Source organism: Haloarcula sp. H-hyl6 (assembly GCF_056934455.1).
Window position 1 is genome coordinate 1,050,342 of the sequence record NZ_JBRIIK010000001.1, and the last position, 13,167, is coordinate 1,063,508.

Sequence of the window (13,167 nt, forward strand, 5' to 3'; positions counted from 1 at the left end):
CGTAAGCACTGCACCGAGCGAACACGTGAGCGAGGGAAGCGCGCAGCGAGTCGCGGGACTGGAGCGCGTGGGGGCTTTCTGCCCGTTCGCGTCCCGCTTGCACGGGATACCTCCTGCAGCTAGTACGCCACTCGCTAGCGCGGGCATCAGGACCCTTATCACTCGACAGGCACCTAACCCGCGTATGGAAATCGTACCGGACACGAGCGTGGTCATCGACGGCCGCGTGTCCGACCAGATAGCAGCCGACGCCGACCCCGACGCCTCGGTGGACGGCATGGGTTTCGCCGGCGCGACGGTCGTGGTCCCCGAGGCCGTCGTCGGAGAACTCGAAGCACAGGCCAACGACGGCCGGGACACCGGCTGGGAGGGGTTAGAAGAGCTCCAGCGGCTGGTCGACCTCGCCGAGGAGGGCACCATCGACGTGGAGTACGTCGGCCGCCGACCGGACGCCGTCGAGAAGCGCGACGCCGGCGAGGGCGAGATAGACGCGCTCATCCGCGATATCGCGGACGACCGCGAGGCGACGCTGGTGACCAGCGACGACGTGCAGGCCGAGGTGGCCCGCGCGAAGGGACTGGACGTGGAGTACATCGAACCGCGCGGCCGCGACGTCGACCGCCTCCAGATAGAGAACTTCTTCGACGAGGGGACGATGAGCGTCCACCTCAAGGTGGGCGTCCAGCCGTTCGCGAAGAAGGGCTCCATCGGCGACATGCACTACCAGCCGATTCGCGACGACCTCGCCACCGAGGCCGAGTTGCGCGAGTACGCCGACGACATCGAGGACGCCGCCCGCGCCTCCCCCGAGGGGTTCCTCGAACTCGACGAACCCGGCATGAGCATCGTCCAGTTCCGCGACCTGCGCATCGCCATCGCGCGGCCGCCGTTCTCGGACGCCATGGAGATTACCGCGGTCCGGCCAATCGTCAAGACCGACCTCGACGACTACGAACACGCCGACGAACTCCGCGACCGCTTCACCGAACACCAGCGCGGCGTCCTCATCGCCGGGTCCCCGGGTGCCGGGAAGTCGACGTTCGCACAGGCGGTCGGTGAGTTCCTCGTCGACGCGGACTACTCCGTCAAGACGATGGAGAAACCGCGGGACCTGCAGGTCGGCCCGAACATCACCCAGTACACCGCGCTGGGCGGGTCCATGGAGAAGACGGCCGACTCCCTTCTGATGGTCCGGCCGGACTACACCATCTACGACGAGGTCCGCAAGACCGACGACTTCGAGGTGTTCGCGGACATGCGCCTCGCGGGGGTCGGGATGGTCGGCGTCGTCCACGCGACGCGGGCCGTCGACGCCCTCCAGCGACTCATCGGTCGCGTCGAACTCGGCCTCATCCCGCAAATCGTCGACACCGTGGTCTACATCGAGGCCGGTGAGGTCCACACCGTCTACGACGTGACGACCGAGGTCAAGGTCCCGCAGGGCCTGATGGAGGAGGACCTCGCGCGCCCGGTCATCGTCGTCCGGGACTTCGAGACCGGACGGCCGGAGTACGAAATCTACACGTTCAACCGGCAGGTCGTCACCGTCCCGCTGAACGAGGACGACGACCAACAGGACTCGGGCGTCGACCGCCTCGCCAAACAGGAGGTCGAACGCGAGATTCGCTCCATCGCACGCGGCCACGTCGACGTGGAGCTGCGCGGGCCGAACAACGCCGTCGTGTGGGTCGAAGACGACGACATCCCGCAGGTCATCGGGAAGGGCGGCGGCCGCATCACCGACGTGGAGAACCGACTGGGCATCGACATCGACGTGCGGACCTTAGACGAGAAGCCCACCGGTCCCTCCGGCGGCCCGCAGACCGACAGCGGGGGTCAGCAGGGCGAAATCGTCCAGCCGGAGGTCACCTCCCGCCACGTCAGGGTCCCGCTGGACGGGCATTCGGGCGACACCGTCGAGGTGCAGGCCGACGGCGAGTACCTCTTCACCGCCACCGTCTCCCGCGGCGGCGAGATTCAGGTCTCGCGCGGGTCGGGCATCGCCGAGGAGTTAGAGCGGGCCATCGACCGCGGCAAGACCATCACGGTCGTCCCGTCGTAAGGGCCCATGGCCGGCACCGTCGAGTACCTGCACGTCGCTCCCGAGCAGGGCGCGGACGTGGTCGCCCGCGACTCGGTCGAGGCCGTCGCCGACGCCGGGTTGCGGGGCGACCGCTACTTCGACGCCGAGGGGACATTCGCGGACCGCGAGGGGAGCGACCTGACCCTCGTCGCGGCCGAGGCCCTCGACGCGGCCCGGCGCGACTACGGTGTCGACTTCGCGCCGGGCGTCCACCGCCGGAACGTCACGACGCGCGGCGTCGCGCTGAACCACCTCGTCGGTGACCGGGTCCGCGTTGGCGACGCGGTCTGCGTGGGGGCGGAGCTGTGCGAGCCCTGCTCGTATCTGGAACGACAGCTCGGCGAGCGGGGCGTGCGCGAAGCGCTTGTCCATCGCGGCGGACTGCGCTGTCGCGTCGTCGAGGGCGGCGAGATTCGAGTCGGCGACTCGGTCGAACCGGTCGACGGGGCCGGAACCGACGGGTAAATCACCGGCAGGTTCGAACGTGTTCGTATGTCCGAATCCGTCGTCGGACGACTCGTCGACCAAGAGACCCTGTCGGCCCGCGTCGCCGCCGGCGACGCGCCGGCGTGGGTGGCCGACCACTGGCGCACCTTCCGAGATGGCCTCACCGGAACGCGAGACGGTAAACCGTTCCCCTGTTTTTTCGGTGCCGAATCGGTGCGGGCGGGCGACCCGCTGTACACGGCAGTCCCGTCACTGACAGACCGTGGCGCGCTGGCGGACCTCGGCAGGACCCTGCTCGCGTACCTCGACACCTACCGGGACCACAGCGAACGGGCCTCGCTCGTGGCGTTCTTCCGGCCGTCGGACCGACCGCTCTCGGAGGCCGAGTACCACCAGCAGTTGTGGCACGTCCTGCAGTTCCTGCACGTCCACGACCCGGAGCCGTGGCCGGAGGCGATTCCGACCGACCCCGACGACCCCCACTGGGAGTTCTGCTTCGGGGGCGAACCGATGTTCCCGACCTGTCGCGCTCCGTTCTACGACACGCGCAAGAGCCGGTACTGCTCGGTCGGACTGGAGATTACGTTCCAGCCGCGGGCGCTGTTCGAGTCGATGGGCGTCACCGCCGACACGGCGGCCGGCCAGCAGGCCCGCGACACCATCCAGGACCGCCTCGAGGCCTACGACGGCGTCTGTCCCCACGCCGACCTCGGCGACTGGGGCGTCGAGGGTGACCGGGAGTGGCCCCAGTACATGCTCGCCTCGGACGAGGACCGAGCGCCCGACGAGTGCCCCATGACCGTCACGCGCGAACACCCGAAGTCCGACTGGCTAATCGAGCGACCGGCGTCGCCGGGGGCCGCCGACTGAGATGGTCGCCGTCCCGCCCGACGCGGCGCTCCTGCTGGTGGACTTCCAGCGGGGGTTCGACGACGACCGCTGGGGCACCCGAAACAACCCCGACGCGGAGGCCAACGCTCGGCGGTTGCTCGCCGCGTGGCGCGAGACAGGCCGGCCGGTCGTCCACGTGCGTCACGACTCCACCGAACCGGACTCGCCGCTCCGGTCCGGCGAACCCGGCTTCGCGTTCCAATCGGGGTTGGAACCACAGGACGGCGAAGCGACGTTCGTCAAGCGCGTCAACGGCGCGTTCGTGGATACGGGGCTGGAAGCGTGGCTCCGGGACCGCGACGTCGGAACCGTCGTCGTCTGCGGGTTGACGACGGACCACTGCGTCTCGACCACGACGCGGATGGCCGAGAACCGCGGGTTCGACGTGTTTCTCCCGGGCGACGCGGCGGCGACGTTCGACCGGACCCTCGACGGCGAGTCGTTCGACCCCGACCTCGTCCACCGGACGGCGCTGGCCCACCTCGACGGGGAGTTCGCGACGGTGACGAGTACCGACGCGCTGGTGGCCGCCCTCGAACCGTAACCGGAGGCCCCGTCGCTCTACATTTATACGGCCGTGTCCCTAGCACCCGGACATGGAACTCGAGTTGCGCTTCTTCGCGAACTTCCGGGCGACCGTGGGCCAGAAGATACTCCACCGGGAGTTCGACGACGACGCTCGCGCCGGCGACGTCCTCCGAGAACTCGGCGAGGAGTACCCCGACATGGAACTGTTCGAGTCCGAAGGGACGCTCCGGCAGTACCTGACGATTCTGCGGAACGGGCAGGACATCGAACACCTGGATGGGTTGGACACGACGCTGGAAGACGGGGACGAACTCAGCGTCTTCCCGCCGGTCGCCGGCGGCTAACAGCAGAAGATGAACGGGTAGAGGAGGCCGATGCGCTCGCCGCCGTCGAGTTCGGTGTCGAGGCCGTCCAGATGCTCGTTGAACTGTCCGTCGACGGTGACGCGGGCGTAACACCGGGTCTGGTCGCCCTCGGGGTTCTTCTCCCACGTCCCGGGCAGCGACTCCAGTTCCGGTGCCCACCCCGCCGTCGCGGCGTCGGACTCCGTCTCGGCGATGAGGAGGTCGGCCACGTCGTAGCGCTCACAGAACGCGTCGAGGAACGCTCGGAGCGTCGTGCCTTCGAAGGTGAAATCCATGTGCGGTTCGCCGACAGCGTCTCTGACGTGCCCGGTACAGCGAACCTCGACGGTCGTCTGCGTCCGCTGGGCCGTCTCCCGAGTCGTCCCGCTCATGGCTTCGCTTACGGCCACCGAGACCAAAACGGTGGGTGCGAACACGTTCGGGCAGGACCGAGTTTAATTGCCCGCGGCCCCACCACCGGGTATGGAGGACATCGAACTGGGGATTCCGGCGGGTATCGTCGACGCCTTGCCGGCCGACGGCGAGGACGCGAAACAGGACATCCAGCGGGCGGTCGCGGGGTGGGAGAGCGACATCAACACCGCACTGGCGAGCGACGACCCCGCGAGCGCCGTCGTCGACCTCGTCGAGTACTTCGAGGAGCGGTGGGAGGCCTACGACGAGTACGTCGTCGAGTTGCGGGCGTGGGGCCAGTCGCCCATCTACGCGATGGTGTGGCGGGACCTCGTCGCCGCCGTCATCCAGCAGATATACGACCACGCCGACCTCTCCGACCGCATCGACCGCGAGCGCAACGCCCGCATCGTCGACGACGGCATCCGGCCCGGATGACCCGGCGCACGCGCACCGAGGCGTTGAGTTCGGGAGGTGCCTAACCGCGAGCGATGCAGCGTGAACGGAGTTTCCGGGGCATCTCGATGCGACTCGCCCGGCACTATCTTGAGGGCCTCGGCGGGGAGGAACGCGACGAGAGCACCGTCGTCGCCGACGACTGGCGGGCGGACCTCTCGGCCGAGAAGGTCGGCGTCGGTCCGACCATCGAACTGACAGAGGTGACCGTCGTCTTCGAGGGCGACGAGGAGACGCTGGACCCGCTCATCGAAGAGTTCGCCCAGAAGGCGATGCGGGCCGGCGGGTAGCGATGGCCGACCACCCCATCGAGGCGCAACTCGTCCTCCTCGCGGGCACCCGCGCGAGCGTCCCACTGGACCGTCTCCCGTCGTTACTGGAGGAGGCACAGCGACACGTCGCGGCCCACCGTCCCGACTACGAGCGGCGCTACGAGCGTATCGAGGGGGCCAGAGACGCCGACTACTACTGCGCCGAGACGGGGTACTGGGAGTCGGTCGGCGAAGAGTTGGGGTACGAGCGACGGGAGTGGGAGGCCGTCCGTCGCGCGCACGAAGCGCAGTTCACGCGGGACGGCCGGCGACTCGACCGCGAAGGTGAGTTCGAGTCGACGCTGGAGGTCCGCGAAATCGTCGCCGTCGACGCTACACGCTGAGCGTCTCCAGCACCTTCTGCGAGAAGTCCGTCTCCGAGAGGTCACCGTTGTGCAGGCGGTCGAACCACTCGGCGTCGACGTACCAGTAGCCCCGCACCTCGCCCTCTAGGTCGTGGACGGTGGCCTCGACGTTCGCTCCCGACCAGTCCTCGGCGTGGAGGTCACGGAGGACGTTGATGACGCGACCGATTTCCGAGTGGGGGACCGACCCCTGCTCGGCCGCGATAGACTCGTAGGTGACCGCGTAGGTGTCCTCGTCCTCGCGCTCTTCGAACTCCTGTACGTAGACGCCGTGACTCGTCAGTCGGGACTCCACCTGAAACTCGAAGTCGTCGAACTCCTCTTTGTGCATCGGTCGTATTCTCCGCAGTCCGAGGGAGGTCTCCCCCGGTCGCTCCCTTAGTCGTCGCTCGGTGCCGCCGCGCCGCCGGAACTGACGCCGGTGCCGGGGCCGACGTCGATGCCGAGTTCGTCGAGTTTCTCGTCGGGGACGACGCCGTCCTCCCAGTCCCGGACCTCGTAGTACTCGTCTTTCAGTTTGTCCAGTTCGGCGAGTTCACCCTCGGAGCCGCCCTGTGCGGGGATGGCGTTCTCGTTGCCCTCGACGAAGCGGTCCGGCAGGTCGTCGTCGCTCCCGTCGAAGCCCACGAGGTTGTTGTAGTAGCGTTCGAGGTTGTAGATGCGCTCGCCGGCCTCCATCAACTCCTCCTCGGTGACGTCCAGTCCGGTCATGCCGTTGTACTGGAGGACGTACTCCTCGATGCCCTCCGCGAAGGCGTTGAACTTGCAGATGTCGAAGGAGTCGCTGATTGCGTGGAGGTCCTGGAAGGTGGCGCAGAGTTCGCCCTTCCCCTCCCACTCGCGCGGGTCGACCTTCTCGGGGACGCCGAGAATCTCTGCGGCCGGGGTGTAGCCGCGCAGGTGGCAGGCCCCGCGGTTGGAGGTGGCGTAGCCGATGGCCATCCCCTTCATGCAGCGGGGGTCGTAAGCGGCCATCGTCTGGCCCTTCACGGCCAGCGAGTTCTCGCTGGCGTCGAACTCATCGGCGAGGTGGCTGGGGCCCTCGGCGAGGTGGTCCGCGAGTTCGCCGTCGCGGTGGCCGATGGCGTCTATCATGTCTATCATGGTGTCGGCGTCGCCCCAGTCGAGGCCGTCCCCGAGGCCGTCGAGTTTGCCCTGCTCGGTCATCTCCATGGTCATCGCCATGGTGTTGCCCACGTCGATGGTGTCGACGCCGACGTCGTTACACCGTTCGAGCATCAGCGCAATCTTGTCGCGTTCGACGTGCCCGGAGTTCGGGCCGAGCGCCCACGCGGACTCGTACTCGTAGGACTCGGTGCGGACGTTCATCTCCTCGCCCTTGTGCATCGCCTGCACCTCGACTTCCTTCTTGCAGGCGACCGGACAGGAGTGACAGGTCGGCTCGTCGACGAGGATGTTCTCCCGGACGTTCTCCCCGGAGACGTCCTCGGAGTCGATGATTCGCTCGCCGTCGCCCTCCGACTCGGACATCGACCGAGTCGAGGAATACTTCGCGTTCTTCGTCGGGAGACCGTCTATCTCCTCGGTGAGGTTCATCAGGACGTTGGTGCCGTACAGCGAGAGGCCGCCCTCGTTCGGGCCGGTGATGTCGGACTCCTGGATGACCTGCATCGCCTGCTTGTGGCCCTTCTGGAACGTCTCCTTGTCCTTCGGTTTGGGCATCTTCGTCGGCGACTTGACGACGACGGCCTTGAGGTTCTTGTTGCCCATCACACAGCCAGTACCACCCCGTCCGGAGGCCCGGTCGTCCTCGTTGATGATGCAGGCGTACTTCACCTCGTTCTCGCCGGCCGGTCCGATAGCCATCGTCGAGAGGTTCTTGCCGTAGGACCCCTCCACCTCGTCTTCGAGTTCCTCGATGGTGTCGTGGACGCCCCAGCCCCACATGTGGGAGGCGTCGCGGAGTTCGACTTCGCCGTCCTCGACGACGGCGTACACCGGGTGGTCGGCCTGCCCCTCGAACAGGAGGCCGTCGAACCCGGCCCACTTCAGACGCGCACCCGACCAGCCGCCGTGGTGGGAGTCCGTCACGGTTCCCGTCAACGGCGACTTCGTGCAGATGGCGATGCGGCCGCTCATCGTCACCTGCGTCCCCGTCAGCGGGCCGTTCATGAACGCCAGCAGGTTGTCCGGGCCGAGCGGGTCGACGTCCGGGCCTTGGTCGAAGACGTACTTTACACCCAAGCCGCGCGCGCCGATGTACTTCTTCGCGTCCTCCTCGTCGATACCCTCGTAGGCGACATCCCCCTCGCCGAGGTCGATTCGCGCCACGTGGTCCTGAAAGCCGCCGAGGTCAGTCATGAATATCTGTGTTGAACACCGGAGCGCGTTCACTTAACGATTCGTGCTAGTTTTCGCGGGTGCAGCAGCTACATCTACGGTTCCACCCCTCGTCGGGGCGCGACGGGACGTTACTCCGCCGTTCCGTCGGGCGAGCAGAGATGGCGGCGGTCCGGGGCGACGGACACGCCGACGTCGGTGCCGACGGGCGGTGGGTCGTCGGTGAAGGCGTCGACGGTGTGGCCCGACACCGAGAGGACGACGCGGGTGGTCGCGTCCTCGCGGACGACCCGTTCGACCGTGGCTCCGAAATCGCCCCCGCTGTCCGAGAGCCGGACCGCTTCGGGTCGGAACGTGACGTACTCGTCGGACGTACCGCCCACGGCGTCACGTAGCGACGGGACGGCCGACAGCGGGACCGCGTTTGCGCCCGTGAACTCGGCGACGGCGGGGGTGGCCGGCTGTTCGAACACCGACTCGGGCGTCCCGCTCTGGACGACGCCACCGTGGCGCATCACTGCGATGCGGTCGCCGACGGCCCGGGCAGTCGTGCGGTTGTGCGTGACGTAGACGGCCGTCACGTCGGCGAGAACGTCCGCCAAATCGTCCCGGAGTGACTGTCGCGTGGGGACGTCCAGCGCGGCCAACGGTTCGTCGAGCAGGAGTACCGAGGGGCGAACCGCCAGCGCCCGGGCCAGCGCGACGCGCTGTTTCTCCCCCCCGGAGAGCGTCGGCGGGTACCGGTCCGCGAGGTGGTCGACGCCGAGTTCCCCGAGGAGCGTCTCGGCGTCTCTGGTCTCCTCGTGGTACTTCGTCCCGTACTCGACGTTCTCGGTGACCGAGAGGTGGGGAAACAGCGCGTAGTCCTGAAAGACGAACCCGAAGTCGCGTCGCTCCGGCGGGATGTCGTCGAGTCGCCGGCCGTCGGACTCGACGAACCCCTCGTGGTCGTGAAAGCCGGCGATGGTCTCCAACAGCAGCGTCTTGCCGCTGCCGCTGGGCCCCAGAATCACCAGCGTCTCGCCGTCCGCCACGTCGACGCCCGCCTCGACGGTGAAGGCGTCAGCGCCGTCGGCGGTGAACGTGGCGCTCACGTCCGCTCGCAGGTCCATCAGGGCATCCCCCCCGTGCCCGCGCCGTCGTCGGTCAGGTACCGGACCACGAGGAAGATGAGCGCCGAGACGCCCAACAGGAGGAAGGCGACGGCACCGCTCTCGCCCAGCCCCCCCTGCAGGTAGGTGTTGTAGACGAACACCGGCGCGTGCTGGGCGGTCACGCGCTGTCCCGCGGGCGGGTAGAAGAACTGCACGCTGTACGCGACGACGGCCACGGCACCGAACTCGGAGACGGCCCGCGCCCACGCGAGGACGCCGCCGGTAATCATCCCTCGGACCGCCAGCGGCGCGGTGACTCTGCGGAACGTCTCCCACCGGTTCGCGCCGTGGATGCGCGAGGCGTACGAGAGCCTGTCGTCGATGGTCTCGAACGCTTCGCGGGTGGTGTTGACGGCGTACGGCGCGGCGACGAACGTCATCGCCAACACCATCCCGACCATCGACCCGAGGACCGAAATCCCGGGGAAGGCACCGCCCTGTCCGAAGCCGAAGAGGATGATGATGCCCGCCACCGAGTGGGGGACGACCAGCGGGAGGTCCACCAGACTCTCGACCAACTGCTGGCCCGGGAAGCCCTCCGCCAGCAGGTGTGCCAGCGGCACGCCGAGAAGGAGACTCAACAGCGCGGCCAACAGCGGCCCGTAGACCCCGAGGTACAGCACGCGGTGAACGTTCGGGTTCAGCGCCTTCTCGGCGACGAGCGACGGCGACTGCCGCGCGACGAACAGGAACAGCGGCAGGCCCAGCGCGACCACGAGGAGGCTCCCGATCGTGGCCGTCGCCACCGTGAACAGGGACCCGTCGAGCGTGTAGGCAGTGACGGCGACGCTCCCCACCACGAAGTAGGCGTACCACGTCGGTCGACCGACCGAGTACGTCACGGCGAAGACCACCGCCTGTACGACGACGAACACGGCGACGAGAGACCTGTTGGTGAGGGCCTCACGAGCGAACGGCACGTCGGTGTCGGTCTCAGTCCCGGTCGCCATGGTCAGGGGAGTGGAGTCGGGTGGGTCGCCTCATGCCGTCTATCACTATAGCTCCAGCGGACCGAGCGAACTCTGTGCGCTGGCGACGTCCATCACGCGGTCGGGGACGGCGTCGGACCCGCTCTCGGGGACGACGATGGGGTCGACCGGCACGAGACCCATGTCTTCGAGGACAGACCGGCCGGCGTCGGTGGCGAAGTACTCCACCCACTGGGCTCCTCGGCCGGGGGCCTGTGCCACCTCCGGGACGGTGATGCCGTAGGCGATGGGCGCGCCCGTGAACGTGCCGCTGCCCGTCTCGACTTTCGCCTTCGCGTAGTGTTCGGCGTACTTGCTGTTCGCCTTCGAGAGGTCGACCTCCGGCTGGAGGTCGATGAACGGCTTGCCCGAGGTGCTGGAGATGGACTGGTAGTACATCACGTAGTCCAGTTCGCCGCTCTCCAGTTGCCCCTCCAGATTGGTCTCGGTCCCCGTCGGGACCACCGAATTGTCCCGGAGCTTCTGGTACGTCGACTCGTCGTACAGCCGCTCGCCCTCGAACTCCTCTTTCCCGAGTTGCTGGGTCATCACCGCGCGGTACCCACCGGGGTCGACCGCCGGGTCCGAGTGGCCGATGGTGACGTCGTCGCGGGTCAGCACCTCCCACCAGTTGTCGGCGGAGATGTCGCCGGCACCCGGCGAGTCCTCCCGGTACTGGATGGACATGGAGTTGGTCGTGAAGATGGCGTACCAACTGCCGTAGTCCGGCAGGATGCGGTTACGGATGAGCCGGAAGTCCGAGACGCCCAAGACGTCGGCGTTCCGACCCTGCTGGGTTATCTTCTGCGTCGAGGCGACCGACCCCTTCGCCTCCCGGGTCACGTCGACGCCGTACTCCTCCTCGAACCCGGGTTCGGCCTCGCTGAACGGCGGTGCGAGCGACCCGGCGTGGAAGATGGTCATCGAGTCGGCCATCTCGCCGCCCGACGTGGTGCCCGTCGTGCCGCCGTCGCCGCTGTCGCTGTCGTTGCCGCCGCTCCCGTCGCCGCTGCTACCGTCGCCGCCGTCCCCGCTACAGCCAGCGAGGCCGACGGCCGCCGTCGCGCCGATGCTACTGAGGAACGCCCGTCGTCTGAGTCGGTGTTCCGACATGGATACATCGACGTTACAACCAAACGTTCATAATGATTTTCCCCGGTGGTGACGGGACTAGCGGTATGGACGCCAGCGTCGACGCCCAGTTGCAGGCCGACGGCGTCGCCTTCACCGCGGCGGACGCCGAACTCCTCCGGGCGGTCCGCGCCGCGGGGTCGGTCAGCGGTGCCACCGAGGCCCTCGGTCGCTCCAGAGCGAGAGCGCTCGACCGCATCGAGACGCTCGAAGGAGCCTACGGCCCCCTCGTCGAGCGACGGCGGGGCGGCGCGAGCGGCGGCGGGAGCGAACTGACCGAGGGTGCCGAAGACCTCCTCTCGCGTTTCGCCCGGTTGCAGGCGACGGTCGCCGGCACCGCGAGCGTCGAGGAGTGCGTCGTCCCCGGGCGGGTGACCGAACGGGAGGGTGAACTGGGCGTCGTGGCGACCGACGCCGGCGAGATGCGGGCGCGACTGATGGCCGGCGCGGCACGCGAGACGCCGACGGTCGGCACGGACGTACAGGCCAGCGTGCGGTCGGACGCGGTGACGCTCCACGCCCCCGAAGACGCGCCGGCCGCCGGGGGCACGAGCGCGCGGAACCGCTTCGAGGGCACGGTGCTGGCCGTCGCTACGGGGTCGGCCGTCGTCCGCGTCACCGTGGACATCGGTGCGCCCGACCCCCTGACGGCGTTGCTCACCCGCGAGAGCCTCGACCGACTCGCGCTCGAACCGGGTGCGCCCGTCGTGGCCTCGTTCAAGGCGACGGCGACCCGCGCGATTCCGACGGAGTGAGCCGTGGCGGCGGCGTTGCTCTGGTCCGGGGCTATGCAGGACCTCTCGGGGCTGTACTACGGCGTCCCCGTATCCGTCGAACCGAAGAAGCGCTGGCGGCGCTGGTCGTCGTCGGGACCGTCTCGACCGGCGAACTGGCCGTCGCGGGCCTGTCGCTGAGGCCGTCCCGTTGACGGACGGCGGGTGCGAACCTCGACCTCGGCGTGGGGTACGCGCTCGTCGCGACGCTGACGGTGGGACTCGGCGTCGTCGGCCACCGCGCGCTCCGCGAGCGGTGACGGGCGGTCGTCCCGTCCGCTACGCGAGTAGCTCCACGCCGAGGGCGAGCACGAACACGAGCGCGACGACCACGGTGGACACCTCTAGCCACCGTGAGCCGCCCGAGTCCGCCTCCGAGAGCACTCTCGCGAGGCCACCGAGCCCGACGATGGCGACGCCGACGGCGAGCACCAGGTATATCGCGTCCAGTATTCCTGCCATACGTTGACACGACTCACGGGAGCGGTAAAGAGGTTTGCCCGACGGCCCACGCCGTGACGGCCAGCGGCCGTGCGTCACGATACCACTGGTCACAACAGTCATACCGCAGTACGCCGTACGGTCCGGACATGCGGCTGGAACTTCGGGTCTGCAAGCACTGTTTCGAGGGGGAACACGGGAACGAGCAGAAGACGGCCGTCACGCAGGACATGGTCGCATGCGCCCGGCAGGTCCGGGAGTACAAGGACCTCGTCGGCCTCGACGGCGTGTACGTCACGATGGTCGAGGAGGGCGACCCGGGCGGTGCGGAGGCGCTGAACGTCATCGTCGCCAGCATCGAGGGGAATCAAGTCGCCCTCTCGGATACGCAACTCGTGATGGAAGACGGCGACGGGAACATGCTCGTCTACCCCGAACCGAAGGACATCCTGCAGGTGCTGACCCGGAACTTAGACCAGATACAGGAACAGACCCGACAGGACGTGGGCGTCGACCTCTCGCCGGAGGGACAGGCGTTGGTGGCCTGAACGCGACGCCGC

At 68.2% G+C, this 13,167-nt stretch carries 18 protein-coding genes; 10 read left to right on the forward strand and 8 right to left on the reverse strand.

Annotated features, from left to right (window positions below):
• Positions 1-184 precede the first annotated feature (184 nt).
• Genes Hhyl6_RS05510 through Hhyl6_RS05530 form a run of 5 tightly spaced genes read left to right on the forward strand, consistent with a single transcriptional unit; the run spans position 185 to position 4,293 of the window.
• The gene (locus Hhyl6_RS05510; protein ID WP_483738220.1) at positions 185-2,062 is read left to right on the forward strand and encodes an ATPase, T2SS/T4P/T4SS family; all 1,878 of its coding nucleotides are present in this window, start codon (positions 185-187) and stop codon (positions 2,060-2,062) included.
• A gap of 6 nt (positions 2,063-2,068) precedes the next feature.
• Positions 2,069-2,548: an MOSC domain-containing protein gene (locus Hhyl6_RS05515; protein WP_483738221.1), complete on the forward strand. Its 480-nt coding sequence runs from the start codon at positions 2,069-2,071 to the stop codon at positions 2,546-2,548.
• A gap of 27 nt (positions 2,549-2,575) precedes the next feature.
• A complete protein-coding gene (locus tag Hhyl6_RS05520) occupies positions 2,576-3,400 on the forward strand; it encodes a YqcI/YcgG family protein (RefSeq protein ID WP_483738222.1) in 825 nt (274 codons plus the stop codon).
• A 1-nt stretch (position 3,401) separates the two neighbouring features.
• Positions 3,402-3,965 carry a cysteine hydrolase family protein gene (locus tag Hhyl6_RS05525; protein WP_483738223.1) on the forward strand — a complete coding sequence of 188 codons (564 nt, stop codon included), beginning with the start codon at positions 3,402-3,404 and terminating at the stop codon, positions 3,963-3,965.
• 52 nt (positions 3,966-4,017) lie between these two features.
• On the forward strand, positions 4,018-4,293 hold the full coding sequence (locus tag Hhyl6_RS05530) for a ubiquitin-like small modifier protein 1 (protein ID WP_483738224.1): 276 nt from the start codon (positions 4,018-4,020) through the stop codon (positions 4,291-4,293).
• Here the strand turns inward: Hhyl6_RS05530 and Hhyl6_RS05535 are convergent.
• Positions 4,290-4,685 carry a ubiquitin family protein gene (locus Hhyl6_RS05535; protein WP_483738225.1) on the reverse strand — a complete coding sequence of 132 codons (396 nt, stop codon included), beginning with the start codon at positions 4,683-4,685 and terminating at the stop codon, positions 4,290-4,292. The two genes, Hhyl6_RS05530 and Hhyl6_RS05535, sit on opposite strands and share 4 nt — an antisense overlap.
• 91 nt (positions 4,686-4,776) lie before the next feature.
• Between Hhyl6_RS05535 and Hhyl6_RS05540 the strand changes: the two genes are divergently transcribed.
• Genes Hhyl6_RS05540 through Hhyl6_RS05550 form a run of 3 tightly spaced genes read left to right on the forward strand, consistent with a single transcriptional unit; the run spans position 4,777 to position 5,818 of the window.
• On the forward strand, positions 4,777-5,145 hold the full coding sequence (locus tag Hhyl6_RS05540) for a DUF7971 family protein (RefSeq protein ID WP_483738226.1): 369 nt from the start codon (positions 4,777-4,779) through the stop codon (positions 5,143-5,145).
• 53 nt (positions 5,146-5,198) lie between these two features.
• Positions 5,199-5,453, forward strand: a complete 255-nt coding sequence (locus Hhyl6_RS05545; RefSeq protein ID WP_483738227.1) for a MoaD-like domain-containing protein — start codon at positions 5,199-5,201, stop codon at positions 5,451-5,453.
• Positions 5,454-5,455: 2 nt separating this feature from the next.
• A complete protein-coding gene (locus Hhyl6_RS05550; RefSeq protein ID WP_483738228.1) occupies positions 5,456-5,818 on the forward strand; it encodes a DUF8048 family protein in 363 nt (120 codons plus the stop codon).
• On the opposite strand, the gene Hhyl6_RS05555 is transcribed toward Hhyl6_RS05550, so the two are convergent.
• The 5 genes from Hhyl6_RS05555 to Hhyl6_RS05575 form a co-directional block, all read right to left on the reverse strand.
• Entirely contained in the window at positions 5,808-6,170 is a 363-nt protein-coding gene (locus Hhyl6_RS05555) for a DUF8159 domain-containing protein (protein ID WP_483738229.1), read from the reverse strand. The two genes, Hhyl6_RS05550 and Hhyl6_RS05555, sit on opposite strands and share 11 nt — an antisense overlap.
• A gap of 47 nt (positions 6,171-6,217) precedes the next feature.
• Positions 6,218-8,161, reverse strand: a complete 1,944-nt coding sequence (locus Hhyl6_RS05560) for an aldehyde ferredoxin oxidoreductase family protein (RefSeq protein WP_483738230.1) — start codon at positions 8,159-8,161, stop codon at positions 6,218-6,220.
• A gap of 110 nt (positions 8,162-8,271) precedes the next feature.
• Positions 8,272-9,252 (reverse strand): ABC transporter ATP-binding protein, encoded by a 981-nt coding sequence (locus tag Hhyl6_RS05565; protein WP_483738231.1) that lies wholly within the window; start codon positions 9,250-9,252, stop codon positions 8,272-8,274.
• Positions 9,252-10,244, reverse strand: a complete 993-nt coding sequence (locus Hhyl6_RS05570; RefSeq protein ID WP_483738232.1) for an ABC transporter permease — start codon at positions 10,242-10,244, stop codon at positions 9,252-9,254. Before Hhyl6_RS05570 ends, Hhyl6_RS05565 begins: the two co-directional genes overlap by 1 nt.
• Positions 10,245-10,289: 45 nt before the next feature.
• Entirely contained in the window at positions 10,290-11,375 is a 1,086-nt protein-coding gene (locus tag Hhyl6_RS05575) for an extracellular solute-binding protein (protein ID WP_483738233.1), read from the reverse strand.
• 65 nt (positions 11,376-11,440) lie between these two features.
• On the opposite strand from Hhyl6_RS05575, the gene Hhyl6_RS05580 reads away from it, so the two are divergent.
• The gene (locus Hhyl6_RS05580; RefSeq protein ID WP_483738234.1) at positions 11,441-12,148 is read left to right on the forward strand and encodes a TOBE domain-containing protein; all 708 of its coding nucleotides are present in this window, start codon (positions 11,441-11,443) and stop codon (positions 12,146-12,148) included.
• Positions 12,149-12,204: 56 nt separating this feature from the next.
• Here the strand turns inward: Hhyl6_RS05580 and Hhyl6_RS05585 are convergent, their stop codons facing one another.
• Entirely contained in the window at positions 12,205-12,405 is a 201-nt protein-coding gene (locus Hhyl6_RS05585; RefSeq protein WP_483738235.1) for a hypothetical protein, read from the reverse strand.
• Positions 12,406-12,445: 40 nt separating this feature from the next.
• Complete coding sequence (locus Hhyl6_RS05590; protein WP_483738236.1) at positions 12,446-12,628, reverse strand: hypothetical protein; 183 nt, start codon at positions 12,626-12,628, stop codon at positions 12,446-12,448.
• A gap of 128 nt (positions 12,629-12,756) precedes the next feature.
• On the opposite strand from Hhyl6_RS05590, the gene Hhyl6_RS05595 reads away from it, so the two are divergent.
• Positions 12,757-13,155 (forward strand): hypothetical protein, encoded by a 399-nt coding sequence (locus tag Hhyl6_RS05595; RefSeq protein ID WP_483738237.1) that lies wholly within the window; start codon positions 12,757-12,759, stop codon positions 13,153-13,155.
• Positions 13,156-13,167 lie beyond the last annotated feature (12 nt).

Bases quoted from the DNA above. Each gene is read 5' to 3' on its own strand.
- Hhyl6_RS05545 (WP_483738227.1), top strand. From the start codon at position 5,199: ATGCAGCGTGAACGGAGTTTCCGGGGCATCTCGATGCGACTCGCCCGG.
- Hhyl6_RS05595 (WP_483738237.1), top strand. From the start codon at position 12,757: ATGCGGCTGGAACTTCGGGTCTGCAAGCACTGTTTCGAGGGGGAACAC.
- Hhyl6_RS05525 (WP_483738223.1), top strand. From the start codon at position 3,402: ATGGTCGCCGTCCCGCCCGACGCGGCGCTCCTGCTGGTGGACTTCCAG.
- Hhyl6_RS05560 (WP_483738230.1), bottom strand. From the start codon at position 8,161: ATGACTGACCTCGGCGGCTTTCAGGACCACGTGGCGCGAATCGACCTC.
- Hhyl6_RS05540 (WP_483738226.1), top strand. From the start codon at position 4,777: ATGGAGGACATCGAACTGGGGATTCCGGCGGGTATCGTCGACGCCTTG.
- Hhyl6_RS05590 (WP_483738236.1), bottom strand. From the start codon at position 12,628: ATGGCAGGAATACTGGACGCGATATACCTGGTGCTCGCCGTCGGCGTC.
- Hhyl6_RS05520 (WP_483738222.1), top strand. From the start codon at position 2,576: ATGTCCGAATCCGTCGTCGGACGACTCGTCGACCAAGAGACCCTGTCG.
- Hhyl6_RS05550 (WP_483738228.1), top strand. From the start codon at position 5,456: ATGGCCGACCACCCCATCGAGGCGCAACTCGTCCTCCTCGCGGGCACC.
- Hhyl6_RS05515 (WP_483738221.1), top strand. From the start codon at position 2,069: ATGGCCGGCACCGTCGAGTACCTGCACGTCGCTCCCGAGCAGGGCGCG.
- Hhyl6_RS05555 (WP_483738229.1), bottom strand. From the start codon at position 6,170: ATGCACAAAGAGGAGTTCGACGACTTCGAGTTTCAGGTGGAGTCCCGA.
- Hhyl6_RS05535 (WP_483738225.1), bottom strand. From the start codon at position 4,685: ATGAGCGGGACGACTCGGGAGACGGCCCAGCGGACGCAGACGACCGTC.
- Hhyl6_RS05510 (WP_483738220.1), top strand. From the start codon at position 185: ATGGAAATCGTACCGGACACGAGCGTGGTCATCGACGGCCGCGTGTCC.
- Hhyl6_RS05530 (WP_483738224.1), top strand. From the start codon at position 4,018: ATGGAACTCGAGTTGCGCTTCTTCGCGAACTTCCGGGCGACCGTGGGC.
- Hhyl6_RS05580 (WP_483738234.1), top strand. From the start codon at position 11,441: ATGGACGCCAGCGTCGACGCCCAGTTGCAGGCCGACGGCGTCGCCTTC.
- Hhyl6_RS05575 (WP_483738233.1), bottom strand. From the start codon at position 11,375: ATGTCGGAACACCGACTCAGACGACGGGCGTTCCTCAGTAGCATCGGC.
- Hhyl6_RS05565 (WP_483738231.1), bottom strand. From the start codon at position 9,252: ATGGACCTGCGAGCGGACGTGAGCGCCACGTTCACCGCCGACGGCGCT.
- Hhyl6_RS05570 (WP_483738232.1), bottom strand. From the start codon at position 10,244: ATGGCGACCGGGACTGAGACCGACACCGACGTGCCGTTCGCTCGTGAG.